Annotated in this window: 23 protein-coding genes, 3 tRNA genes and 2 pseudogenes; 14 read left to right on the top strand and 14 right to left on the bottom strand. The window is 49.9% G+C overall.

All coding sequences use genetic code 11. The annotated features are described in order from the left end of the window. Positions 1-183 precede the first annotated feature (183 nt). Positions 184-1,794 (top strand): ammonia-forming cytochrome c nitrite reductase subunit c552, encoded by a 1,611-nt coding sequence (locus KJB30_RS17105; protein WP_214301587.1) that lies wholly within the window; start codon positions 184-186, stop codon positions 1,792-1,794. Between the two features lie 95 nt (positions 1,795-1,889). On the opposite strand, the gene KJB30_RS17100 is transcribed toward KJB30_RS17105, so the two are convergent. The 5 genes from KJB30_RS17100 to KJB30_RS17080 all read right to left on the bottom strand — a co-directional run bounded on the left by KJB30_RS17100 (position 1,890) and on the right by KJB30_RS17080 (position 6,224). Further along, positions 1,890-2,519, bottom strand: a complete 630-nt coding sequence (locus KJB30_RS17100; protein ID WP_437179744.1) for an HAD family hydrolase — start codon at positions 2,517-2,519, stop codon at positions 1,890-1,892. Between the two features lies 1 nt (position 2,520). After that, on the bottom strand, positions 2,521-2,826 hold the full coding sequence (locus KJB30_RS17095; RefSeq protein WP_214301586.1) for an HNH endonuclease: 306 nt from the start codon (positions 2,824-2,826) through the stop codon (positions 2,521-2,523). A 146-nt stretch (positions 2,827-2,972) separates the two neighbouring features. Then, on the bottom strand, positions 2,973-5,342 hold the full coding sequence (locus KJB30_RS17090; RefSeq protein WP_214301585.1) for an endonuclease MutS2: 2,370 nt from the start codon (positions 5,340-5,342) through the stop codon (positions 2,973-2,975). Then, entirely contained in the window at positions 5,339-5,692 is a 354-nt protein-coding gene (locus KJB30_RS17085; protein ID WP_214301584.1) for a peptide chain release factor family protein, read from the bottom strand. The genes KJB30_RS17090 and KJB30_RS17085 overlap by 4 nt, the downstream gene beginning before the upstream one ends. Then, positions 5,685-6,224 carry an NUDIX hydrolase gene (locus KJB30_RS17080; RefSeq protein ID WP_214301583.1) on the bottom strand — a complete coding sequence of 180 codons (540 nt, stop codon included), beginning with the start codon at positions 6,222-6,224 and terminating at the stop codon, positions 5,685-5,687. The genes KJB30_RS17085 and KJB30_RS17080 overlap by 8 nt, the downstream gene beginning before the upstream one ends. 168 nt (positions 6,225-6,392) lie before the next feature. Between KJB30_RS17080 and KJB30_RS17075 the strand changes: the two genes are divergently transcribed. Both KJB30_RS17075 and rnhA read left to right on the top strand, forming a co-directional pair. Beyond that, positions 6,393-7,046 carry a lysophospholipid acyltransferase family protein gene (locus KJB30_RS17075; protein WP_214301607.1) on the top strand — a complete coding sequence of 218 codons (654 nt, stop codon included), beginning with the start codon at positions 6,393-6,395 and terminating at the stop codon, positions 7,044-7,046. Further along, on the top strand, positions 7,030-7,506 hold the full coding sequence (gene rnhA, locus KJB30_RS17070) for a ribonuclease HI (RefSeq protein WP_214301582.1): 477 nt from the start codon (positions 7,030-7,032) through the stop codon (positions 7,504-7,506). The genes KJB30_RS17075 and rnhA overlap by 17 nt, the downstream gene beginning before the upstream one ends. A gap of 9 nt (positions 7,507-7,515) precedes the next feature. Here the strand turns inward: rnhA and KJB30_RS17065 are convergent, their stop codons facing one another. From KJB30_RS17065 to KJB30_RS17050, 4 genes are all read right to left on the bottom strand, one after another. Continuing rightward, complete coding sequence (locus KJB30_RS17065) at positions 7,516-8,001, bottom strand: DUF2155 domain-containing protein (protein ID WP_214301581.1); 486 nt, start codon at positions 7,999-8,001, stop codon at positions 7,516-7,518. Between the two features lie 34 nt (positions 8,002-8,035). Then, positions 8,036-8,128: transfer RNA gene (locus KJB30_RS17060), tRNA-Ser, on the bottom strand. Between the two features lie 140 nt (positions 8,129-8,268). Then, positions 8,269-8,856: a GTP-binding protein gene (locus KJB30_RS17055; RefSeq protein ID WP_214301580.1), complete on the bottom strand. Its 588-nt coding sequence runs from the start codon at positions 8,854-8,856 to the stop codon at positions 8,269-8,271. Positions 8,857-8,871: 15 nt separating this feature from the next. Further along, the gene (locus tag KJB30_RS17050; protein WP_214301579.1) at positions 8,872-9,363 is read right to left on the bottom strand and encodes a roadblock/LC7 domain-containing protein; all 492 of its coding nucleotides are present in this window, start codon (positions 9,361-9,363) and stop codon (positions 8,872-8,874) included. Positions 9,364-9,573: 210 nt separating this feature from the next. Here KJB30_RS17050 and KJB30_RS17045 point away from each other — a divergent pair, with 210 nt between their 5' ends. The 3 genes from KJB30_RS17045 (at position 9,574) to KJB30_RS17035 (ending at position 10,925) form a co-directional block, all read left to right on the top strand. Further along, entirely contained in the window at positions 9,574-10,653 is a 1,080-nt protein-coding gene (locus KJB30_RS17045) for a radical SAM/SPASM domain-containing protein (protein ID WP_214301578.1), read from the top strand. Positions 10,654-10,725: 72 nt separating this feature from the next. Then, positions 10,726-10,801: transfer RNA gene (locus KJB30_RS17040), tRNA-Phe, on the top strand. Positions 10,802-10,848: 47 nt separating this feature from the next. Beyond that, positions 10,849-10,925, top strand: a tRNA-Arg gene (locus tag KJB30_RS17035). Between the two features lie 143 nt (positions 10,926-11,068). Here KJB30_RS17035 and radC read toward each other — a convergent pair. The 4 genes and pseudogenes from radC to KJB30_RS17015 form a co-directional block, all read right to left on the bottom strand. Beyond that, positions 11,069-11,449: pseudogene (gene radC, locus KJB30_RS17030) on the bottom strand (RadC family protein); the annotation flags it as partial. A 132-nt stretch (positions 11,450-11,581) separates the two neighbouring features. Next, on the bottom strand, positions 11,582-11,770 hold the full coding sequence (locus tag KJB30_RS17025) for a hypothetical protein (RefSeq protein ID WP_214301576.1): 189 nt from the start codon (positions 11,768-11,770) through the stop codon (positions 11,582-11,584). Beyond that, positions 11,767-12,033 (bottom strand): hypothetical protein, encoded by a 267-nt coding sequence (locus KJB30_RS17020; protein WP_214301575.1) that lies wholly within the window; start codon positions 12,031-12,033, stop codon positions 11,767-11,769. Before KJB30_RS17020 ends, KJB30_RS17025 begins: the two co-directional genes overlap by 4 nt. Before the next feature lie 357 nt (positions 12,034-12,390). Continuing rightward, positions 12,391-12,762: a hypothetical protein gene (locus KJB30_RS17015; protein WP_214301574.1), complete on the bottom strand. Its 372-nt coding sequence runs from the start codon at positions 12,760-12,762 to the stop codon at positions 12,391-12,393. A gap of 642 nt (positions 12,763-13,404) precedes the next feature. Here KJB30_RS17015 and KJB30_RS17010 point away from each other — a divergent pair. From KJB30_RS17010 to KJB30_RS16975, 8 genes are read left to right on the top strand one after another with little or no spacing between them, the layout of a single operon-like run. Further along, a complete protein-coding gene (locus KJB30_RS17010) occupies positions 13,405-13,725 on the top strand; it encodes a GIY-YIG nuclease family protein (protein ID WP_214301573.1) in 321 nt (106 codons plus the stop codon). Between the two features lie 25 nt (positions 13,726-13,750). Then, positions 13,751-14,374, top strand: coding sequence for a restriction endonuclease subunit S (locus tag KJB30_RS17005; RefSeq protein ID WP_214301572.1), 624 nt, complete (start codon positions 13,751-13,753; stop codon positions 14,372-14,374). Next, complete coding sequence (locus tag KJB30_RS17000; RefSeq protein WP_214301571.1) at positions 14,364-15,881, top strand: type I restriction-modification system subunit M; 1,518 nt, start codon at positions 14,364-14,366, stop codon at positions 15,879-15,881. The genes KJB30_RS17005 and KJB30_RS17000 overlap by 11 nt, the downstream gene beginning before the upstream one ends. Beyond that, positions 15,878-16,912, top strand: coding sequence for a virulence RhuM family protein (locus KJB30_RS16995; protein ID WP_214301570.1), 1,035 nt, complete (start codon positions 15,878-15,880; stop codon positions 16,910-16,912). The genes KJB30_RS17000 and KJB30_RS16995 overlap by 4 nt, the downstream gene beginning before the upstream one ends. After that, positions 16,896-18,086, top strand: coding sequence for a restriction endonuclease subunit S (locus tag KJB30_RS16990; protein WP_214301569.1), 1,191 nt, complete (start codon positions 16,896-16,898; stop codon positions 18,084-18,086). The genes KJB30_RS16995 and KJB30_RS16990 overlap by 17 nt, the downstream gene beginning before the upstream one ends. Positions 18,087-18,103: 17 nt before the next feature. Then, entirely contained in the window at positions 18,104-18,553 is a 450-nt protein-coding gene (locus KJB30_RS16985; RefSeq protein WP_214301568.1) for a hypothetical protein, read from the top strand. 18 nt (positions 18,554-18,571) lie between these two features. Continuing rightward, the gene (locus KJB30_RS16980) at positions 18,572-21,793 is read left to right on the top strand and encodes a type I restriction endonuclease subunit R (protein WP_214301567.1); all 3,222 of its coding nucleotides are present in this window, start codon (positions 18,572-18,574) and stop codon (positions 21,791-21,793) included. Beyond that, a complete protein-coding gene (locus KJB30_RS16975) occupies positions 21,793-22,503 on the top strand; it encodes a M48 family metallopeptidase (protein ID WP_214301566.1) in 711 nt (236 codons plus the stop codon). Before KJB30_RS16980 ends, KJB30_RS16975 begins: the two co-directional genes overlap by 1 nt. Before the next feature lie 271 nt (positions 22,504-22,774). Here the strand turns inward: KJB30_RS16975 and KJB30_RS16970 are convergent. Next, positions 22,775-23,311, bottom strand: a pseudogene (locus KJB30_RS16970) (site-specific integrase); the annotation flags it as partial. Positions 23,312-23,404: the final 93 nt, after the last annotated feature.

Genomic DNA, 23,404 nt, shown 5'->3' with positions numbered 1-23,404 from the left:
AAACAACAAGCCACTTCCATTCCCGGAAATTCCCACCACCCCACAAGAGGCAGGATCGTCAAGATTCTGCCTCTTTTTTTGTGCCTAAGCACCGGCTCGCGCCTTTTGACTTCTACTGTTTCCATAGTATTTTTGAATTAAGCTTTTTAAAACTACGTGGAATTCGGCACAAGGAGGAAAAAGATGACGCCAGGAAAATGGATTGCATGGGCTGCGGCGAGCGGTGCGGCATTGATTTTTTCTTTGCCGCTATTTTCTGTAACGGCAACAGGGGCATCATCAACGTCCAACTCTAAAGATGATGGCAGGGGTACCTGCTACAGCTGTCATGAAGAGGTCAAAGCACTCAAGGAAGGTTCGCCCCATGCACAACTGGCCTGCACAACCTGTCACAGCAAGCTGGATGAGCACCTGAAAAGTTATGAGAATAAACCGGTCACCATCATCGACCAGGCCATGTGCGGATCGTGCCACAAAATGGAATTTTCCAGTTCCATGGCTGTGAACTATGAATCCCCGGCCCACAGTGAAAAAGGGATACCCGGCGGGCGTTCACCTGTCATGGACAAATTGCTGGCCCCCTATGGCTTCACCATTGAACACAATGAACCGCGCAGCCACGCCTTCATGGTGACCGATCAGTTCGTGGTGGATCGTTTCGCAGGAGGCCGCTTCCAGTACAAAAACGGCTGGTACGGAGTGGATGCTGTCGGCAAGACCTGGGACATCCTGGCGGACAAGGGACCTGATTTCAAGATGGCGGAAACCGGCAAGGGGGGCAACCCCACCTGTATTCAGTGCAAGACCTCCGACCATATCCTCAAATGGAAGTTTCTCGGCGACAAGGACCCAAAAGCCACCTGGGACCGCACTTCTGATGTCATCGCGGTTGCCAAGGACACTCACAATCCAGTTGGCTGCATCCACTGCCACGATCCCCACGGAACCCAGCCGCGCATTGTCCGTGATGAACTGATCAACCAGATTGAAAAAGGATCCACCATGTTTGCCGGCAAGGATGGCAAAACAGATCTCAAGGTCATTTCTTTCAGGGACGGGTTCCGCAAGATAGGCATCATGCAGAAGCCCAACGCCACGCTGATGTGCGCCCAGTGCCACGTGGAATATGCCTGCGGCAAGGGCTTCGAGTTTGATAGCGGCAAGCCGGTCGGTTTTGATGACCTTCGCACCAACCACATGCCCCTTACCCAGGTCAAGGAACTCCTGGCACACTACAAGAAGCTCAATTTCTACGATTTCAAACATGCAGTGACCGGTGCGCGGCTGGTCAAGTTGCAGCATCCCGAGGCTGAGACCTATTTTGGCAGTGTCCACCAGCAGGCCGGGGTAACCTGTGCCGACTGTCACATGCCACCCATGAAAGATACGGAAGGAAAAACATACCGCACACATATGATGGTCAGACCGAAGCATCATATCCAGGAATCGTGCTCCAGGTGCCACCCCAAGTGGACAACGGAACAGAAGCTCTACCAACTGAATGCGGCACAAAACTACGTCAGGGGCAAAATACGCAAGTCGGAATACTGGCTGAGCCAGTTGATCGACACCTATGCAATAGCAAAACGCTTCGGCGTGGATGAAGCGACCTTGGCCAAAGCGCGTGAAAAGCATGAAGAAGCACATGTATTGTGGGAGTGGTGGACAGCAGAAAATAGCGATGGATTCCACAATCCCCAGCTGGCCAGGGAGAGCCTGGCAGCATCGATCGTCGCATCCAGAGAAGGCGTAGCGCTGCTCAACAAGGCGCTGGACGAGCGGGGCAAGAAATAGCAGGTTGAGGCTCAGATTAAGGCTAAGGCTAAGATTAAGAGGGGCCATTCACTTACCGGTGAATGGCCCTTGTTGTTACTGATGCGAGCCAACTTTCAGAGGTGGTTGAGTATTTCCGCGTGGTGCTGGATGCGGACCTGGCCGGGCAAGAGAGATTTGTAGGCGACAAAAGGTACTCCTGCACCTGCGGCAGCCTCCATGTCAACAGCACTGTCCCCCACAAAGAGCGCTTCACCCGGCTCGATGCCATAATGATCAAGCACCTTGAGCAGCGGTTCCGGGTGCGGCTTCGGATTGGTCACTTTGGAAGCGGTCATGACACAGGAGAAATAACCGCTCAATCCGAAATCCTCGATGATCATCTCCATCGAAATAGCCCGATTGGTACAAACCGCCAACGAGACATGCCCTTTGAGGAGGTCCAGCGTCTCGATCAAGCCCTCTTCTACATTCATGAAGGGAGACAAGTCACGGTAATGAATTGTCTTGGCGAATTCGATCGCTTCGGCGTGACATTCATCGCCCTCAAAAAAGTAGTCCATCACGTTATTGAAGGAATACGCGTGGAGGACCGAGCGGGCTTTGAGGTCGTTCCGGTCCAGCTCCGGCCGACCCAGGTAATTCATCACCCGGTTATAAAAAATATAGTTGGACTCGAGGGTGTCCAGCATGACCCCATCGCAGTCATAGATGACAGCTTTGTAACGGCTCTTGATCTTGTTCACTCTATTGCTGCTCCTCTTTTCCGCATTGATTCAGATACTCTTCCCACTCCATGGGAAGCAGGTATTTCTTCCTGCTATTGCACTCTTTGCAGGAGGGCACCACGTTGTTGCGGGAGGCCTTGCCACCACGCGACAAAGGAATCACATGATCCATGGTCAGCTCTTCGACCTGAAACCTGCCCCCGCACCAATGACACTCCCCCAGAGCCAGCCGATTCTGCCACCAGCGACTGCGGCGCAGTTCCCTGGACTTGTCCCGCTCACGCTTTATCTCCTGCTCGCTGACTTCAACAATAAAATAATCCATAGTGGGTTCCATTAGCTTTCAAAAGAAGTCGGTTTTCTCCGCGCCTTGGCGTCTTAAGCGAAGCGAGCGAGATAGCAGTTGAAAGACATTTTCTCACGCGAAGCCGCAAAGACGCTAAGAGACATAATTCTTTAAGAAAATTGATACTAACCTCGCAGAGTGACAACTGTCGCTCCATCGCGTCCTTCATGCGCCTCTCCCGGCCGGTACTCTTCCACCAGCGGATGCCGCGCAAGATGCTCCCGGACCGCCTGCCTCAATCTGCCGGATCCGAGGCCGTGGATGATGCGGACCTCCCGCAGGCCACTGAGCGAGGAATGATTGAGAAAAGGTTCGAGCATGTCCAGCGCCTCTTCCACCCGCAGACCGATCAACTTGAGTTCCCGTTCCTCGGTTTCTGCAGAGGCGGCACCCCAGCTCTTTCTATCCGGCTGCCGGGCTTTTTTGCCTCCCTTGGCCAGTGGAGCCGCCAGATCGTTGAGGGGCAGCTCCAACTCCATGCTGCCGGCCCGCACGCGTACCTTGCCCTGTTTGGGAATAACCTGCAGCACCACTGCATCGTGCCCCAAAGAGCGCACGTGGACTGCATCTCCCTCGCTTACATCCTGCAGGGGCTTGTGCTCCTCATCACCGTGGTCCTTTGGCTTAAGCTGTTCGGTAATTTCCCGTTCGCTGTTGCGCAGCTTGTCAATGATCTCCGAGCGGCGCTCCCGCTTGTATTCCTCCAGCAACTCATTCATGCGGCGACGACTGGTTGAGATCAGTTCACGCGCCTCACCCCAGGCCTTCTCACGCGCCTCGCGCCTGGCGGTTTCGATACCGGCGGCGCGGCGCTCAAGCTCTTTTTCCGTAATCTTAACCTGCTCCTGCTGCTGTTCCAGCTGGCGACGGGCCTCCACCAGCTCTTCCCGCTTGCGGTGCAGTTCAGCCAGCAGTGAGGTGAAATCTGCGCCGGCCGTACCGAGCATATCCCGGGCAAACTCGATTACCTTTTCCGGCATGCCGAAGCGACGGGCAATCTCGATGGCATGGGAATGGCCCGGCTCGCCACTGATCAGGCGGTAAAGCGGCGTGTACTTTTCAGCATCATACTCCATGCCGGCATTGATCATTCCTGGCGTGCTGTGAACATACCCGATGATCTCTGACAGGTGGGTGGTGGCAATTACCGTTGCCCCGTTTCCCTGAAGGTCACGCAGCACCCCGCAGGCGATGGCAGCCCCTTGCTGCGGCTCGGTCCCGGCACCCAGTTCGTCCAGCAGAACAAGTGTTCTTGGCCCTGCCTGACCAAGGATGGTCGCTATACGAGCAACGTGAGCCGAAAAAGTGGAGAGACTTTCTTCGATTGACTGCTCGTCGCCAATATCGACCAGCAATGTATCAAGAAGAGGAAAGTCGGAACGTGCGCCGTCGGCCGGCACAGGTATGCCGCACAGGGCCATCAGGGTCAGCACGCCGGCTGTTTTCAGGGCGATCGTCTTGCCCCCTGCATTGGGTCCGGTAATCACCATCACCTGGCCATTGCCATCCAGATGCAGGTCAAGCGGCTCTACCCGCTGAAGTACCCCTTGTTGCTGCAGCATCAACAGCATCGGATGGCGCGCCCCGGCCAGTGTAAGCCCCCCGGAACTGTTCATGCGAGCTACTTCCAGCCCGAACTGGTCGGAGAAGAGCGCTATCCCGTTCAAGCGGTCCATCACCACCAGCGTTCCAAAACAGGCGGCCAGGTCTGCCGCGTCTTCTCTGATCCAGGCCGAAAGCTGGCGCAGGATACGGATCTCTTCTGCTTTCTCCTCTGCCGTCAGGTTCTCCAGTTCATTGACAAAGGGGATGATTTCCAGCGGTTCCATGAAGGCTGTCTCGCCTGAAGAAGAAACATCATGCACCACCCCTTTGACCATTCCCTTTGAATCCATGCGCACCGGGATGACCCAGCGGCCGGATCTCTGGGTGATGAAATCATCCTGAAGAAAGATCTCGATGTTGTTGTCACGGACGATTTCCTCGATCTTCTTGCGAATGCGCGCTGCAAGAGATCTTTTGCCCCGACGTATCTCCTTGAGCTGGGGCGAGGCGCTGTCCATGATGCTGCCATCGTAGTCTATCGAAGCTGCCAGCGGCTCCAGAATATCGGCAAACGGTCTCAGGGAAGGCTCAAGCGATTTCAACAGGGGAATATCGCTGCGGGGTGCAAACTGGCGGGCGATATCACTGAAATTACGCAGCACGGGAATGAACAGCAGCAGGTCCTGTGGTGCCAGAAAACTCCCGACCGGCCTGACCGCATCCAGCAGGGGACGGATGTCTTCGAACTGCGAAATATTCAAACTGATGCCGAGACTGGAGAGCCTGCGGATTTCAGCGACACGGCCGGAGATATCCGCTATGCTGCGGGCATCATTCTGGGGCATGACAGCCAGAACCGTGCTGCGTGTCACATCGCTATGGACGCGAGTGGCTATGTCGGCCAGAATCTTGTCAAATTCCAGCCGCTTCATTGTTTCTGATGTGATCATAATTCCTTCTTGACCGTCCGTCTGCGGCGCCGGTCTTTCTGTTTTCGCAATCGTTCAATGCGCTTCATTTCGGGAGTCAGCACACCGTTCAAGGCTGCGAGACGCTCCAGCAGTTCCCGCCGCGCCAGAAAGCGATTGACTGACTGGCTGCGGTCACGGGATGCGCTGACGCTGATGCCGCTTGGTATATGACGCAGCTGCACACAGGTAGAGGTCTTATTGACATGCTGACCACCATTGCCGGAAGAACGGACAAACTGTTCCTCAAGATCCTCCTCCCGCACCTGCAGCTCGGCCATTTTCTCCTTCAGCCAGCGGTTTTTTTCCTCGCTCACCGCAAAATCAGGCATGACTCTCTCTTCCCCGTTGCAGAAGGTCCCAGCGCATCAATGCCGCCAGCGTTTTAGCATCGTTGATACGGCCATCGGCAGCCATCTGCAGTGCCTCATTCAAAGGCAAATGCACTACTTCGATTTCCTCATCTGCTTCCGGTTGTGCTATTCCCTGGGTGATGCCGGTGGCCGCAAACAGATGGATGACTTCATCAAAAACACCCGGAGAAGAATAGATCGATCCCAGTGGAATGATCTCGTCCGCAATCATACCGGTTTCCTCATGCAGTTCACGTATGGCGCAGTGGAAAGGAAGTTCGGCGATATCAAGACGACCGGCAGGAATTTCCAGCAGCATCGCTTCTACAGCCGGCCGGGCCTGCCGGATCAGTGATATGCTGCCATCGCCATGCACCGGCAGTACCCCGGCGCCACCGGGATGGCGAACAATCTGGTACGTGTGACTCCCGCACCCGCCGATCTCAACCTCCATCTGTTCCATATCGACAAACAGTCCCTTAAAGATTCTCTGCCGGCTGTGGATGATCATGACCTTCTCCTCTCCGGTGACGGATATGAACTAGTTACTATAGCAACTGTCAAAGTGTTTTCCAATGCCATAAACCGTTCACTGTTGCCGAAGAGCGATCGACAGTGCTATAAACAATGGTTCAAAAGAACATCAGCCGCTGCCCCGGCTTTCAAGGATGGTCAGTACGTGAAAATTTCCGCTTTAAGGCGCTTCTGGGTCACCTTTTCCGTGTATGTCGTCGGTTTCTACGCCTCCACACTCAACCGTTTCACAACCAAAGGGGCAGAACATATTCCGGCACACGGCGGCGTGCTAATCGCATCAAATCATATCTCTGCCTATGAAACCATTTTCCTTCCCTGGGCCATAATTCGTCATCACCACTTCCAGATGCTCTGGGCGCCGGCCAAAGAAGAGCTGTTCCGCAAGCCGTTCCAGCGAATCATATATTCATCCTGGGGAGCTTTCCCGGTCAGGCGCGGACGAGATGTAAAAGCGACCCATGTGATTGAGGACCTGCTAAAAACCCAGAAAGTCATGCTGTTTCCCGAAGGCACCCGGCATAGGGACGGGCGGCTTGGCAAAGGCAATCGCGGTGTAGGCAAAATCATCTATGAAACCCGGCCTACCGTCATTCCGACTGCGCTGATCGGACTCAATCACTGGAAGTTTCCCGGCATCGGCCAGCAGGCTACCGCTGTCTTCGGAGAACCGCTGGATTTCAGCGATCTTTATGCAAGGGAGAATTGCAAAGAGACCCATCTGCTGATTGTCGAGCGCGTCATGCAAGGAATTGCCGGGTTGCTCAGGAAGGAGGGCGCCTATGTCGGCGAAGCGTAGCGTTCAAGAGGAACAACAGCCAACCTGCAGCAGCGTGGTGCATATTTTCTGTGACGGCGCCTGCAGCGGCAATCCCGGCCCCGGAGGCTATGGGGCCATCCTGCGCTACAACGGGCATGAGAAGGAGATCAGCGGAGCTGCGGCACATACCACCAATAACCGCATGGAACTGACAGCCGCCATTGAGGCACTGAAGCTCCTCACCCGCCCTTGCAAAGTGATAATCACGACCGATTCCCAGTACCTTGTCAAAGGAATAACCGAATGGATCATCGGCTGGCAGCGCAAGGGGTGGCAGAACAGCAAAAAAGAACCGGTGGTCAACCGTGACCTGTGGGAGGAGCTGCTTGCAGCTGCCCGCGCTCACACCATTACGTGGCAATGGGTGCGTGGCCATGACGGACATATTGAAAATGAGCGTTGCGACTGCCTTGCTCGCGCAGCAATAGTAAATTTATGAACTCAGGGATTATCGTTTTGCAGGGATGACGTCAACAAGGGTGAAGCCGTAGCGGGGATGCATGAAAGCATGCGCGTTAGGGAAGAGTGAAAAAAGCCAGCCATTGAAAATTACTGTAGCACCTTCGCTAATCACAACTTTTGCAGCAGGGTTTTTTAAGGTGTTTGATGTTGAGGTCATTTTGGGCCCTTCCTTGACAAAGGCCGGGAGGAAAGTTTCAACGTGAATGACCATGGATGATGGGGGGAGGGATATTTTTCCGCCAACGGGGACAGTGTGGACGCTGGTCTTGCCGGTGGTTTTATCGGTAACTGCTATTCTGACTGCTTTCCATTGCCCTTTTACTGATTCGGGAACAACAATGACTGATTCTCTAGTGGCTGCATGTGACCGACCAATTTCCAGCTTGGGTGGGACTTGCTGTTCATCCTGTTGACATCCCGCCAGCAGCGTGAGCAGAGCAACGAGAACAAGCAGCACTTTTAGAGAACACACCGTCAACCCCAATAGAGATACCCGAACATAAAAGTGGCGGAGAGAGAGGGATTCGAACCCTCGATACCGGTTTCCCAGTATACTCGCTTAGCAGGCGAGCGCCTTCGACCTACTCGGCCATCTCTCCGCATCTGTTTCCCTGACCTGCACAGGAAAAGGATAGATACCATAATTGATTTGCAAAAACAAGTTAAAACCCAATGATATGACCAACATCTAAAACTTCAGCACTATAAAGCCCTGCAGTGGCAGCGGAAAATCTAGCCTTTATCTTCCCTTTTTAAGATCCATCAGAATCAACTTTGCAACTGCCTTAAGTGTTTCAAAAACACCTTCCCCGGTTGTGGCACAAGCTTCGAAATCAAGGACTCCTGTGGGATTCAGCTCCCTGCGCAACTCTTCAACACTCATTACATGCGGCAAATCCCGCTTGTTGTACTGCACCACATAGGGCAGCTTGTCCAGATCGTACCCTTGCTCGTTAAGATTATAGCGTAGATTTTCAAGTGACTCGATATTGGCATCTATTCGTTCTTCCTGGGAATCGGCAACGAACACAACCCCGTCAACGCCTTTAAGGATCAGCTTGCGGGAAGCATCATAAAAAACCTGGCCCGGGACGGTATACAAATGAAACCTGGTCTTAAAGCCACGTATCTCGCCCAAAGCCAGCGGAAGAAAGTCAAAGAACAGTGTGCGCTCTGTTTCGGTGGCCAGGCTGATCATCTTGCCCTTGGCATCCGGAGCAGTCTTTTGGTAAATGTACTGCAGATTGGTCGTCTTGCCGCACAAGCCAGGCCCGTAATAGACAATCTTACAGTTTATTTCACGTGAGGCATAGTTGATGAAAGACATCGTTACCTCATACCATCAGCTAAAAAGATTATCGATATCATCGTCCGTAATTTCAGCAAAGGGGAAATCCGATACCCCGCGCCTTTCCTTGTCTTCGGCCTTTTTTACCAGTTTGTCGAAGATCGCCGAAAGCTCGTCAGAAGATTTCTTGACCCTCAGACGGACAAGCCCGAGTGATGACCGACAGTCAAACAGCACCACCAGTATGACTCTGCCACCAACAATTGAAATATGCAGGTTGTCCTTTTCTCCCTCATGAAAAAGGATCGAGAACTCTTTCTCTCCTATCAGTTTTGCAAGTCCACCCGTGGCAGCAATATTGCCTGCCGTCAGGGAGGCAAGGGATGTCGTGTCAAAACGCTCTGTTTCTCCCACTCCCGATATCAATTGGCCATTTTTATCAACCAAAAAGATTACTTTGGCATTGGCTTCCTTGAGCAATCGCTCAATAACCAGATTAATCTCCTGAAACTCTTCATCATACATGACCATCTGCGGAGTGGACATGCCTCTCTCCTTGCATGCTGTTTAGCGGATGCCTGCGACTTTTGAAATTCGACTACACCGATCGTGTCTATAGCAGAATTGATATAGCCTTTCAAGCTTATTGCGCATTTTGCATATCCCCCAATCACTGGAAATATCCTTGAGTTTATTACGTCTTTCGCGTAAATTTAGTTACCAGAAGTTCACCGTACCATTCTCAACAGGAGCTTTATGACCCCCGAATTCATTCCTAAATGGGTTGCCTGGGAAACTACGCAAAGATGTAATCTTCGCTGTGTCCATTGTCGCTGTTCTTCCGAAATGACCTCTTCTCAGGGAGATTTCACCACCGAAGAAGGCAAAAAACTTCTTCGCGAAATAGCTGATTTTTCAAAACCGGTCGTGGTTCTCTCCGGCGGGGAACCTTTGATGCGTGCTGATATTTTTGAACTTGCCGCCTATGGAACCTCTCTGGGGTTGCGCATGTGCATGGCCTCCAACGGATCTTTGGTAACTGATGAAGTTTGCAAGAAAATGAAAGAAGCAGACATCAAGATGGTTTCCCTCTCCCTGGATGGAAGCTGCGCCGAAGTGCATGATAATTTCCGACAATGTCCCGGCTCTTTTGATGGCGTTGTTCGGGCAGCGGAAATCTTCCGCCGCAATGGCCAGAAATTCCTGATTAACTCCTCCTTCACCAAACGCAATCAGCACGATATTGCCAGCACCTTCAAGACAGCCAAAGGCTTGGGCGCCACTGCATGGTACATGTTCATGATCGTCCCCACCGGCCGCGGTGAAGAGATCATGAGCGAGCTGATTTCAAAGGAGGATTACGAGGAAATCCTGGATTGGCACTATCAGCAGGAAAAACTCGAAGACGATATCCTCATGCGTCCCACATGTGCACCGCACTACTATCGCATAGTCCCCCAGAAGGCAAAGGAAGAAGGGGTAAAATTCGAACGCCGCTCCCTGACATTCTCCACCGGTGGCGGCAAAGGATGCATCGCCGCCCAAACCATCTGTCTGATCGACTGCTTTGGCAATGTCAAACCCTGCTCCTACTTCCACCGCACTGCCGGCAATGTCAAACAAACTCCCTTCCGCGAAATATGGGAAAACTCGGAAATATTCCAGAACCTGCGCAACTTCAAGGCGTACAAAGGGAAATGCGGCCAGTGCGAATACCTTAATGTATGCGGCGGATGTCGAGCACGGGCCGATGCCGTCCATGGCGATTACATGGAAGAGGAACCTTTCTGCAATTACGTCCCGATCCGTGCCCAGCGAGAAAAAGATAAGAAGTAAATTTTATTTTCAACCAACAAGGTTTTATTGTTGACAGCACCAGCAGCAAAAAGGTATAAGAAAAATCCTTTTGCCCAGGTAGCTCAGTCGGTAGAGCAGAGGACTGAAAATCCTCGTGTCGGCGGTTCGATTCCGTCCCTGGGCACCATAAAAATAAGGGTTACGCTGCATGGCATGACCCTTTTTTAACAAAGTGCGCTTGTAGCTCAGCTGGATAGAGCAACGGACTACGAATCCGTAGGTCGGGAGTTCGAATCTCTCCAAGCGCGCCAAAAAAATCAAGGGGTTACAGCTCAAGCTGTAACCCCTTTTTTGTCGTATCTTGCCACTACGGTTCATTCACGGTCCTACATCCCCCCTCTTAGAGGACCTTGCCTCGCCTGCTCGACCAGGAGTAGTACCAGGGGAGAAGCGGTCAAAGCAATCCTTGCTCCACAAATGATACATACTTTCCATCACCCACAATCAGATGGTCCAACACCCTGATGCCGATCAGTTCTCCCGCTTCAGAGAGGCGCTTGGTAATGGCTCTGTCCTCGGCACTTGGAGATGGATCACCTGTCGGATGATTGTGGACCAGAATCAGGGCTGCTGCCGACGACAAGATAGCGGATTTAAAAACCTCTCTTGGATGAACGATACTTTGATTGAGGCTACCTACCGACACTCTATCGAAACAAACGATCTTGTTCTTTCCGTCAAGATGCAAAGCCAGGAAATGTTCTTTTGTCTCACAGATCAAGTCGCGGAACATTTCAAAGACCTGATGTGGTGAAATGAATCGGTCAGTGCTCAGATAAGAGGGCAAATTCTCGCAGACAATTTCCCTGCTAAAAACTGGCTTGATACAGCGCAATCTAAGTGTCTTCGTTTTAATTTTCATGAACCCTCCCTGTCACCGTGTCCAGACGTTTTTTGAACTCATCGGTCAGTATCCATGACCATGTGTCGATTCCATGCAAACCTGAGCGACTACCTTCCCGATAGCATCATCAGCAAGGACAACTGCACATATATTTTCTTCTTGAGCCGTGTGGCCTCCTCCAGCTCTTTTTCTGCTTTTCCGTGTTGTCAATTTGTCGAGATAATCTGGCTTGCATGTGGCTTTGGCTTTCATGACCGTGTCACCTCAAGATTTTTTGAGATCTCCCAAGAATCAAGGCCAATGTCTATAAATTCCCGTTCGTCCAGGTTGTGCCCTATTGAGGCCTGAACTTCTTCGCGGGCAAGCAGTAGATCATTAGGGGTAAGCATAAGAGCCCCCTCTCCTATTCGTCGAACAATGGCAGCCACAAGGTCTTGCATCGTAATTGCAAAAACCACCTCTGAGGGGTCAGGTAGTGTACCCATTAGGGCGGAAACGATTTCATTTGTTTCCATTTTCTCTCCTCCTGAAAAAGGAAAGGCCCATGCCAGAGCATGGGCCTTTCGAGTACTTAGTTTGTTGTGAATTGCCATTGTTTTGCCTTCCGTTTCACCTCGTCAGTGATGTAACCAAGGAAACGAACGGGGCGGTCAAAGTCACTGGGTCATCACTATGGCCAAAAGGCAGGTAATCTGCAATCGCATCAAACGAGCAGATCAAATAGCCTGGTGCAGCGACAATGAACGACCGGGGTACACTCCTCCGACAGCACTACATATAGCAACAGGCCTACTCCAGCAATCGTCCGACCATTTCTCCGACCTTACGAGATAAAGCTTGCTCTGAGAAATGGGAACAAAAGGGTCCCATAATCATGGTCGCTCCTTTCCACAGAGATTCTCCAAGAGATTTACCCGGAAGGCTGGAGATATCCAGGGCATGTCCGGCACGATGATGCTGTGAGCCAGCTGATTATTTAACAGCACCACTGCTAAGAAGGTTCCAGTTTCCCGATCATAGGTGACTGCCTCCAAGGGAGCATTCGACCACATGTGGCCGAATAATAACAGAGCGTCCTCATCAGTAGTGATCTGTTCCACAAGAACAACACTGCCATCATTTGCCGGATCATAGCGGTCACCGTGGACGTCTAGCATGTTCCGCACGGACCGGGTCACTGCTATGCGAAGATTTGCAGGAAGCCGGGCCTGGTCGACCGCTTCCAATGTTACGAAACACTTCATTTTTTCCTCCTGCGAATGAAATATATAATTCACAGAATTAATATGTGGCCGTAGATGGTTTAGATACGGATCGAATGTAATGTGTATTTCTCCGTCAACATCTTGCATAACGGACACTTCGACCAGATCAGATCAATCTGAAAATATTGTCGAGAGAGCGCAGGAAGCCTGAGCGGTTGTGAACTGGCTGATTGCCAGTATTTCCGAGCTGTCAGTTACAGTGGTGGGGTAAGTGGGGTGATGGTACAAACGAGCTGGCAGAAAAGGAGAGGATTCCCGGTTCCCCTTTTCTGTTGGAGGTAATTGGGGCTGTCATAGATGGAAGATGGCTAATTGAATGCTACTGGAACTTTTAAAGGGTGCGGTCGAAATACACGAAGCTCAAACACAGCACCACAAGATGACTCACATTACTCCAAAATAAACTTGACATAGCCAAGGATGACATGCAATACTCCGAACATGATCAATGTGGCCCGAGAAAAAGCCCGTGTGCTTCAACACACGGGCTCACTCGGTAACTTTAACCGGCAGGCGAACCTGGTCGGGGCCAAAGTCACTTCGTCGGCATACTAAGTGTACTCCAGCCTTCCTCGCCAAGTCAAGCCTGCCACAACCCCCAACAGGGAAAGGAACAGGAAAATGGCAGCTGAAGACAAAGTAACAGTAAAGGGGCAGTCAGGCACACAGTACGAGTTCGAAGTTTATCCATGGGGCACAACGTTTAATCCAGTTGGTGGGTTATATATTGTGCTAAAGAAGCAACCGGGTAACTACGGGATACTGTACATCGGTCAGACGGGCAATTTATCGGAACGCTTCGATAATCATCATCAGTCCGATTCTTTTACGAGGTATGGAAAGACCCATATTGCCGTTCGCGCTGAAAGCTCTGAACAGAAGCGATTCACATTTGAAACTGATCTGATTCGCAACTACAACACATGCTGTAACAAGCAGTAGCGGCCAAAAAGGAGCCGGGTACGCAATGACTATAATGAATGTACGCATACAAGATTGTGCCGACGTGCGGCCCGGCTTTTCTGCAAAAAGCGCTATTGTGAATGACCCTGAAGGAAGTCTTCAGGTAATAACCGCGCAACATGTCACCAAGGGTGAGGCTTATCGCTACAATGCTGAGCACTCACTCCTCATAATCCCCCCAAAGTTCTACGATAAATATCTCGTAACATCAGGGGACATCCTTTTTATGTCTCGTGGTGTCAACAATTATGCTGTTCTAGTGGAATCTGTACCAAATCCGGCAATTGCGCCACTTACGTTCTTCATTATACGGCCAAAACAGAATGTCATGTCTGAATATCTGGTTTGGTGCCTCAATCAGGAGATGGTGAAAGCACAATTGAATGAAATACGCAATTCTGCCGGAACGCCAATGATACCAAGTAACGCGTTTAGGGGAATAACCATTCCGCTTCCACCATTGGCGATACAGAAAATGATTGCCGAGTATGGAAATCTGCAGATGCGAGAGAAAAAGTTGCTGCAAGAACTGGTAGATGAAACAGAGCGGATGCAGCAGGCAATTGGAAAGTCAATACTGTTAAATTTAATAATTAACCATAAGGGGCAACCTAACAATGACAAATAAGATCTCACAGCAAGAAATCAACGACGTTCTCTGGAAAGCTTGCGACAGTTTTCGTGGCACCATAGATGCCGCTGACTACAAGGGCTATCTCCTTACCATGCTATTTGTAAAATACATATCTGACGTCTGGCAGGATCATTATGAAAAGTATCAAAAAGAACTCGGCAATGACCCTGATCGCATTAAACGTAAGATGGAACGTGAGCGTTTTGTCCTTCCTGAAGAAGGTTCCTTCTACTACCTATTCGAAAATCGTGAGGCGTCAAACCTTGGGGAATTGATCAATATTGCTCTGGAAAAAATCGAGATGGCCAACAAAGCCAAACTCACAAACGTTTTCCGTAATATCGATTTTAACTCTGAATCGCTTCTTGGTAATACCCGTAAGCGCAACCACATACTCAAGAACCTCTTGGAGGACTTCGGCGATCCGCGCCTGAACCTGCGGCCAAGTCGAATTGGCAGCCTGGATATAATCGGCGGCGCCTATGAGTATCTGATAGGTCGTTTTGCTGCCGATGCTGGTAAGAAAGCTGGTGAGTTCTATACCCCCCCGGAGGTGTCCTTGCTCCTGTCGAAACTGCTTGACCCCAAGCCAGGAGAAAGAATATGTGACCCGGCTGCCGGATCAGGATCACTACTTCTCAAGTGTGCCGCTCATGTCCGTAAAGTTTACAAAAGTGAAGACTGCGCCATATTCGGGCAGGAAGCTATCAGCAGCACCTGGGCGCTCTGCATGATGAATATGTTCCTGCATAACGAGAACAGCCCGCGTATCGAGTGGGGCGACACTCTAATGGAGCCCAAACTGATTGAAAACGACAAGCTGATGCGATTTGAAGTAGTCGTGGCAAATCCCCCCTTCTCACTGGACAAGTGGGGCGCAGATAAAGCCGGTGAGGAAACCAAGCGTTTTAACCGGTGGCATCGTGGTACCCCCCCAAAGAGTAAAGGGGATTATGCCTTTATTTCCCATATGATTGAAACGACAACGCAAGGAACTGGCCGGGTCGGTGTAGTTGTGCCGCATGGTGTTCTTTTTCGTGGTGGTGCAGAGGGTACAATCCGCAAAGCCTTTATTGAGGAGAACCTTCTTGATGCTGTCATCGGCCTGCCTGCCAACCTTTTCTTCGGAACCGGCATCCCGGCAGCAATACTTATATTCCGTCGGGATCGAGGAGAGCGCACGGATGTTTTATTCATCAATGCAAGCCGTGAATTCGACAATGGTAAAAATCAGAACCTGATGCGAGAGGATGTTGAAGTTGCAAAGATCGTAGAGACATACCGTAACCGGCTGACAGTGGACAAGTATTCATACCTCGCCAGTCGGGATGAAATCAGTGAGAACGATTACAACCTCAATATCCCCCGCTATGTGGATACCTTTGAAGAAGAGGCCGAGGTGGATATTGTCGCAGTTCAGGAACGTATTGTCTGCATAGAGCGTGAATTAGTTGAGGTGCGTGGACAGATGGCGGCTTGCCTGAAGGAGCTGGGGCTATGACAAAGGGCGAATTGATTATCTACACAACCGATGATGGCAACGTTGCCATGCAGCTGCGGGTGGAAGATGGAACCGTATGGATGTCACAGATGGAGATGACAGAGCTTTTCCAAAGCAGCAAACAGAACGTCAGCCTGCACATCAAAAATATCCTCGAAGAGGGAGAATTGAAGGAGGAGGCAACTGTCAAGGAATCCTTGACAGTTCAAATTGAAGGCACCCGAGAGGTGAAACGACAAGTTCAACTTTATAATCTTGACATGATTCTAGCAGTCGGCTACCGAGTTCGCTCCCAGCGAGGGACACAGTTCCGTCAATGGGCCACCAGTACTCTACATGAATACCTAGTAAAAGGTTTCGTGATGGATGACAAGCGGCTTAAAGAACCGGGTGGCTGGGACTATTTCGATGAACTGCTTGAACGCATCCGCGACATCCGTGCATCTGAGAAACGTTTCTACCAGAAAGTCCGGGATATTTTCGCCACCAGTATTGACTACAATCCGAAGAGTGATGATGCACAGCTCTTCTTCAAAAAAGTACAGAATAAGATGCTTTGGGCCATCACGGGGCATACCGCTCCTGAGATCATATCTGGGCGCAGCAATCCAGCACTCCCTAATATGGGGGTAATGTCTTGGGAGGGTGGCAGGGTTCGTAAAAAAGACGTTACCATTGCCAAGAATTATCTCAATCATGATGAAATCGAAGAACTGAATCGGATTGTCACCATGTATCTCGATTATGCTGAGGACCAGGCCAAACGTCGTAAACGAATGACAATGCAGGAGTGGAGCGAACGGCTTGACGCTTTCCTGTCATTTAATGAACGTAACGTACTTACACATGCAGGTCACTTGAAGTCAGTGGTGGCAGAAAAGCTTGTATTAGGGCGATATGAAGAATTTGATGCCAAACGCCGCGAATCCGAACGATTAGCTGCAGACGATCAAGATACAGATGAATTGGAGCAATTAAAAAAAATAACTCTGTCAAGAAAAAAGGAGGCAAATAGTGCATTCGCTTCCTAATGGCTGGCATTATAAAAACCTTGAAGATATTGCGCTTATCAATCCCAAAACGGAAAAACCAAGTCCTGATAGTAACGTTAGTTTTCTAACCATGTCGGATGTTTCTGAAAATGGCGCAATTATTGGTGGATCAGTAAAGCAGATGAAGGATGTAGGAAATGGCTATACTATATTTGCAGAAAAGGACGTTCTTGTAGCTAAAATTAATCCCTGCTTTCAGAACGGTAAAGGTGCATTGGCTGTAAACCTCCAGAGCGGTATCGGTTTTGGAAGTACAGAATTTCATGTGATACGTCCAAGCGATAAAATACTTCCAGATTATCTACTATTCGTAACACAAACTCACTATTTCAGAGTTACTGGTGAGGCGAATATGACTGGCAGCGCCGGACAAAAACGTGTGCCAGCAGACTTTCTTAGATATTTTTCTGTTTTACTTCCACTCATCCAGGACCAAAAAAAAATTATCTCAATAATTCAATCTTGGAAGAATTGCATTGATCTCATTGAACGCCTGATTGCCACCAAACAGGAACGTCGAAAATGGCTAATGCAACAACTATTAACCGGAAAAAAACGTTTGCCGGGATTTGATAATCCGTGGGTATCGGTACATCTCGGAGAGGTCTTTACAAACCGGATCGAAACAAACTTTATCGACCTACCTTTAGTGGCCATCACTGGAAATGGCGGCGTAGTAAGTCGAGAAGATTTGGTACGTCGAGATACTTCCAACGAGGATAAAAGTAAATATCTCCGGATTTGCCCCGGCGATATCGGTTACAACACCATGCGGATGTGGCAAGGTGTATGTGGCTTATCTTCACTTGAAGGTATCGTTAGTCCAGCTTATACAATCGCGACTCCAACGGATGAAGTTGATGGGGAGTACATGTCTCTTCTGTTTAAATTTTCTCAAACTGTATATCAATTTCACCGACATTCACAAGGTCTTGTAGACGATACCCTGAATCTCAAGTGGCGGCATTTTGCAGAGATAAAAGTCACCATTCCAGATAAATCTGAACAAAAGGCCATTGCTGCCATTTTCAGAACAGCCGACCACGAAATCAATCTCCTAAAATCACAACTAGATGCCCTAAGAGAACAAAAGAAGGGGCTGATGCAACAGCTATTGACAGGTAAAAGGCGAGTAAAGGTCTCTATCACATGAATCACAGTGAGGTATGCATGTTTAAACGTAAATTCTATAGCTTATACAACACTGCTATGGAGGTAACATTAGGTTTTATGCCAATGTACGTTTTATTTAGGTTCAGTAATGACATGGTAGAATTCAGACAAAAGGTAGAAAACTATTTTCCTAGTGAAGAAATACAGCTACTTTTTGTCTATTATTTCCTTTTTGGATTTATAATTCTACTTTTGAATTCTAAATTTACTTTTTCTAAACATATACTGGTGCCATCAACTGAGTTTATTTCTGCATTTATTTCTCTAGGACAGGCTTTGACAGGTCTTATTATGTTTATTACTGTGCAGCTTTTTTTGCTGAAAGCTTACAAATACGCGATTGCTGCTTCTGTTACTTATTACGTGTTTCATGTAATTATGGCAAATATGTCTATTTTTCTAAATTATTTGAAACATAAATATCGATGGGGTCTTACGCATGAGTAGACAGAATCGGAGTAATCCATGAATCTCTCATACCTAGAAGATTTCGATTCCGTAATTCCGGCGATACAGGTGCTATATGCTCTAGGGTGGCAGTACCTGAGCCGCGAGGAAGCGTTACGGCTGCGTAATGGCAGACAAGATCAGGTCGTACTGATGGAAGTACTGCGGCCGTGGCTTGAAGCCAATAACCATATCGAGGTAAAGGGGGAAACACACCTGTTCAGCGACGCCAACATCGCTGAAGCGATTCGGCGGCTGACCGATGAGCCGTACGACGGACTTGTGCGAACAAATGAGAAAACTTACCACCAGCTGACCCTGGGAACGAGTCTGGACCAGACAATTAACGGTGATCGTAAGGGGCGATCGCTTCAGTATATAAACTGGCAGAATCCTGAAAAAAACATATTTCATGTAAGCAACGAGTATGCAGTGGAGCGCAGTCGTTCCCATGAGACAGCAAGGCCCGACCTGGTGCTGTTCGTAAACGGCATTCCTTTCGTAGTGATAGAGAGCAAACGGCGGGATAAGGATAAACAGGCAGGGCAGAAACAAATTGAGACAGCCATCGAACAGATGATCCGCAACCAGAAGGACGATTATATTCCGTATCTGTTTCAATTTGCCCAACTACTCATCGGTACCAGTGTCAATGAATCCCGCTATGGAACAGTCGGTACACCGCGTAAATATTGGAGTGTATGGAAAGAAGAAGGTGCGTTCGATCAGGCTGTTCATGCGACCGCCAACACTCGACTGCCTGCGGAAGTAGAAGCAAAACTATTTGCTCCATTGGAAGAGAAGGATGCTGAAGCTTATCGCAACGCCCGTCGATATTTCAATGAGCTTTGGGCGGGAGGGGATCGACTGCCAACTGTTCAGGATAAAACTCTATGGGCACTACTTCGTCCGGAACGTCTGCTTGAGCTTACATATGGCTATGTCGTTTTTGATGCTGGAGTGAGAAAGATCGCGCGTTACCAGCAGTATTACGCTGTAAAACGAACCCTAGAACGAGTTCTTCCATTGAGGGAAGGGGTGCGCCAAGGTGGTGTTATCTGGCATACCACCGGTAGCGGCAAGTCGCTAACAATGGTGATGCTTGCAAAGGCACTGACCTTACATCCCATCATCTCTAATCCCCGAGTGATAATTGTTACCGACCGAGTGGATCTGGACGACCAAATCTGGCGTACCTTTGGTGCTTGCGGAAAAACTGCTGAGAAAGCTAACACCGGCGAGCATTTGGTGCGATTGATTACCGAAGGCAAGGCAAGTGTCATAACCACCATTATTAACAAATTCAGTACCGTCAAAGGGAAGTACGGGATTACCGACACTAACCCTAATATTTTCGTGTTGGTAGACGAAAGTCACCGCACTAACTACGGAACTACAGCGGCTCAGATGAGACGCGTATTTAATAATGCCTGTTACTTGGGCTTTACTGGTACGCCGCTCTTGAAAAAAGAAAAAAGTACGGCTAGCAAGTTTGGCGGATTCATTCATTCCTATACAATGCGTCAAGCGGTAGAGGATGAGGCAGTAGCTCCGCTGCTATATGAAGGGAGGATGGCGCTTCTGGAGCAAAATCAGGATGCCATGCAACGCTGGTTTGACCGGGTAACGGCCTATCTCAGCGATGCCCAAAAAACCGACCTGAAACGGAAAATGGCCACCAAAGAGGCGGTACAGGATGCCGAGCAGCGTCTGCGTATGATCGCTTATGACATAAGTGTTCATTATCGCGACAACTTCAAAGGCACTGGCTTTAAAGCACAATTAGCAGCCCACAACCGTACCACGGCTATCCTTTATCGTAAGTTTTTAAAGGAATACGGCATGGTAGAGGCAGAAGTGATCATGTCTCCTCCTGACACCAGAAAGGAGCATGACTCCATTGAGGAAGAGGACGAGTCAATCGTCAATGCCTTCTGGAAAGAGATGATGCAGCGCTTCGGAAGGGAGGATGAATACGTTAAGCAGCTAATCGCCTCCTTTGGTCGCGCCGATGGAGTTGAGATCATTATTGTAGTGGACAAGCTGCTGACTGGATTTGACGAACCGCGCAATACAGTGCTTTATATCGACAAAAATCTCAAAGAGCACAGCATTCTCCAGGCCATAGCCCGTGTGAACCGAATCTGCACCGGCAAGGAGTTTGGATATGTCGTCGATTATCGCGGCGTACTAGGTGAGCTGAATGATGCTATGGACACATACGATGCCTTAGGAGGTTTTGACCCGGCGGATGTTGATATAACCGGCGCCATTATCGACACCCATGCGGAGGTTAAGACTCTTCCCCAAAAGCACACCAACTTGTGGGATGTGTTTAAAGAAGTCGCCAATAAGCTTGACAATGAGGCGCTGGAACAACACCTTGCGCCGGAGGATCGTCGGCAAGCGTTCTATGAATCACTGACGACATTTCAGCAAACCTTGGCAGTAGCGCTTGCGACGGAGCATTTCTACGAAGATACAACAGCAGAACGAATCCAAACCTATAAAGAAGACCTCAAACGCTTTCGTAGCCTACGCGCTTCTATTCAGCAGCGTTTTGCCGAAGCTATCGACTACAGTCAGTATGAGAAGCAAATCCGCAAGATAATGAATAGTCACATTCAGGCCCCGGACGTGGAGGTCGTGACCAACCTGGTTAATATCTTCGACGTGGATGCGTTCGATGAGGAAGTAGAACGACGCATCGGACCGGCAGCAAAGGCAGATACAATTGCTAATCGATTAGCTAAGACTATCAATGAGAAAATGGACGAGGACCCGATATTCTTTAAAAAGTTCGCCGCTCTGGTCCAGAAGGCCATTGACGATTATCGAAATGAGCGAATCAGCCAAGCTGAATATCTCAGTAGAGTGACAGAATATATGACAACTGTCCGGCAAGGACACGATATTGAGCTGCCGGATCAACTCAGCAGTTACCGAGAAGCACCGGCGTATTACGGCGTCGTTGGCGAGGTATTGGAAAATTACGGTCCAGAACAACCGGAGCGGAATCAGATAGCGGCAGATATGGCAATTGCCATCGAAAAAATTATTGATCCGATGAAGGGCCGCGACTGGACAGTGCGAGATGACATCCAAAAGGATATGGCTAATGCCATTGATGATTTCCTGTTTGAGTCGCGTGAGAGGTATTCCGTGAGTATAAACAGCGCTGACATGGACTCCATAATAGAGCGCTGTCTCTCAATAGCGAAAAAGCTGGCAGGTGGTTAATGGGCCAGAAGGATAGCATCACCTGGGGAACGATAGAAATCCCGTACCGATATTCCCATTCGCGGCGAAAAACTCTCGGCATAAGCGTGCATCCTGACTTGTCGGTAACGGTCAGGGCTCCTAATGGCACCAGTATAGAAACCATAAAAGCATTTGTGCATCGTCGCGGCGGATGGATCAGCAAGGCATGGACGGACTTCGAGCAATACCTGCCAAAACAGCCGGAACGTCGATATATCAGTGGGGAATCTCACCGGTACCTTGGAAGACAATTCCGGTTAAAGATCGAGCAAGGTGAGATTGACACAGTTAAATGCCTGCGAGGATATCTTTGGGTTACGGTTAAAGAAGAGCCGACACCCGAACGGGCGAAGGTGATGCTTGAGGATTGGTATCGTCAACATGCTAAGTATATCTTTAAAGAACGATTGACGGTTTGCCACCAAAGGGTACTGCGGGAGGGTATACCGTTACCGGCAATGCTAATAAAGAAGATGGTAAGTCGATGGGGGAGCTATTCGTCTGCCGGACGGATTACGTTAAACTTGGCACTCATAAAAGCACCCAAAGAGTGTATTGACTATGTCATCACCCATGAGCTTTGCCATCACAAAGTGAGGCACCATGGTCCAAAATTCTGGAAGTTATTGCATCGGCTAATGCCAGATTTTGAGGAGCGACGGAAGAAACTGAAGCTGTATGCGGATTGATTTGGAGAAGAGAAGCAACTCCTACTGGCTTGCTTTGCCAGTTGGTTGTGGACGACAGCTTGCAGGTTCCCGTCCTTCTTCAACGCTTCATCTCAAAGATCAGACAAACAGTATCTTGAAGCATAAACCACAATAAAAACCCCGCCTAAAATGACGGGGTTATCAGCAGTCTGGGTTACGGATATTTCGTACCCCTTTTTTTGTCGTCGCTTGTGCCCTGGTTCCAACTACCGTTCCATTGTGTCACTTCGTTTTGCACAACTTCAGGATTTCAACCCGCCATCGCTTGGGCCTGACCGATCGTCTTTGCCACCACCTCGCTTGCGCTACGGAGCGTGCCCTGCTGGAGGTGCGCATAGGAGCGCTGGGTGACCGCCACCGTGGAGTGCCCCAACAGGTCCTTCACCTGATAGAGGTCCACACCGGCGTTAACTGCCAGCGAGGCGAAAGAACGGCGCATGTCATGGGGCCGGAGGTCCGTGATGCCGGCGCGCTCCATGGCCCGCCACAGCGCTTTGCGCACGTCCACCAAATGGCCGCCACCATTTCGGGCCGGGAAGACCCACGGGCAGCCAGGTGCAGCCTCCTCCTTAATTTTGTGCATCAGGTCCAGGGCTAGGCTGTTCAGGACCACCGTCCTGCCGTGGCCCGACTTCGAGTCTAGCAGACGCACGCTCGCCTTGTCCAACTCCACCTCCGACCACCGCAACTTGAACAGCTCCATCCGCCGCAAACCAGTGAGCAGCAGCATCGTGATGGCATTGGCAGCCGTGCCCCCTGCCTCTGCACTCAGGGCCTCCAGGAATCGGCCGAGTTCGTCGCCGTGACCTTACCCCTACATTAAAACCAGGTTTAACTTAGGTTTTTCGGTCTTTTGTTCTTTTTCAATTATTTTTACAAA

Source organism: Pelotalea chapellei (genome assembly GCF_018531195.1).
GTDB classification, from domain to species: domain Bacteria; phylum Desulfobacterota; class Desulfuromonadia; order Geobacterales; family Pseudopelobacteraceae; genus Pelotalea; species Pelotalea chapellei.
The sequence above is the reverse complement of the archived record's forward strand: the minus strand, read 5'-3'. Positions and strand labels throughout refer to the sequence as shown.

What these genes read in the sequence shown, in the direction of transcription:
- KJB30_RS17105 (WP_214301587.1), top strand. Translation starts at nt 184, where the DNA reads ATGACGCCAGGAAAATGGATTGCATGGGCTGCGGCGAGCGGTGCGGCA.
- KJB30_RS17095 (WP_214301586.1), bottom strand. Translation starts at nt 2,826, where the DNA reads ATGGATTATTTTATTGTTGAAGTCAGCGAGCAGGAGATAAAGCGTGAG.
- KJB30_RS17090 (WP_214301585.1), bottom strand. Translation starts at nt 5,342, where the DNA reads ATGATCACATCAGAAACAATGAAGCGGCTGGAATTTGACAAGATTCTG.
- KJB30_RS17085 (WP_214301584.1), bottom strand. Translation starts at nt 5,692, where the DNA reads ATGCCTGATTTTGCGGTGAGCGAGGAAAAAAACCGCTGGCTGAAGGAG.
- KJB30_RS17080 (WP_214301583.1), bottom strand. Translation starts at nt 6,224, where the DNA reads ATGATCATCCACAGCCGGCAGAGAATCTTTAAGGGACTGTTTGTCGAT.
- rnhA (WP_214301582.1), top strand. Translation starts at nt 7,030, where the DNA reads ATGTCGGCGAAGCGTAGCGTTCAAGAGGAACAACAGCCAACCTGCAGC.
- KJB30_RS17055 (WP_214301580.1), bottom strand. Translation starts at nt 8,856, where the DNA reads ATGTCTTTCATCAACTATGCCTCACGTGAAATAAACTGTAAGATTGTC.
- KJB30_RS17050 (WP_214301579.1), bottom strand. Translation starts at nt 9,363, where the DNA reads ATGTCCACTCCGCAGATGGTCATGTATGATGAAGAGTTTCAGGAGATT.
- KJB30_RS17045 (WP_214301578.1), top strand. Translation starts at nt 9,574, where the DNA reads ATGACCCCCGAATTCATTCCTAAATGGGTTGCCTGGGAAACTACGCAA.
- KJB30_RS17025 (WP_214301576.1), bottom strand. Translation starts at nt 11,770, where the DNA reads ATGAAAGCCAAAGCCACATGCAAGCCAGATTATCTCGACAAATTGACA.
- KJB30_RS17020 (WP_214301575.1), bottom strand. Translation starts at nt 12,033, where the DNA reads ATGGAAACAAATGAAATCGTTTCCGCCCTAATGGGTACACTACCTGAC.
- KJB30_RS17015 (WP_214301574.1), bottom strand. Translation starts at nt 12,762, where the DNA reads ATGAAGTGTTTCGTAACATTGGAAGCGGTCGACCAGGCCCGGCTTCCT.
- KJB30_RS17010 (WP_214301573.1), top strand. Translation starts at nt 13,405, where the DNA reads ATGGCAGCTGAAGACAAAGTAACAGTAAAGGGGCAGTCAGGCACACAG.
- KJB30_RS17005 (WP_214301572.1), top strand. Translation starts at nt 13,751, where the DNA reads ATGACTATAATGAATGTACGCATACAAGATTGTGCCGACGTGCGGCCC.
- KJB30_RS17000 (WP_214301571.1), top strand. Translation starts at nt 14,364, where the DNA reads ATGACAAATAAGATCTCACAGCAAGAAATCAACGACGTTCTCTGGAAA.
- KJB30_RS16995 (WP_214301570.1), top strand. Translation starts at nt 15,878, where the DNA reads ATGACAAAGGGCGAATTGATTATCTACACAACCGATGATGGCAACGTT.
- KJB30_RS16985 (WP_214301568.1), top strand. Translation starts at nt 18,104, where the DNA reads ATGTTTAAACGTAAATTCTATAGCTTATACAACACTGCTATGGAGGTA.
- KJB30_RS16980 (WP_214301567.1), top strand. Translation starts at nt 18,572, where the DNA reads ATGAATCTCTCATACCTAGAAGATTTCGATTCCGTAATTCCGGCGATA.
- KJB30_RS16975 (WP_214301566.1), top strand. Translation starts at nt 21,793, where the DNA reads ATGGGCCAGAAGGATAGCATCACCTGGGGAACGATAGAAATCCCGTAC.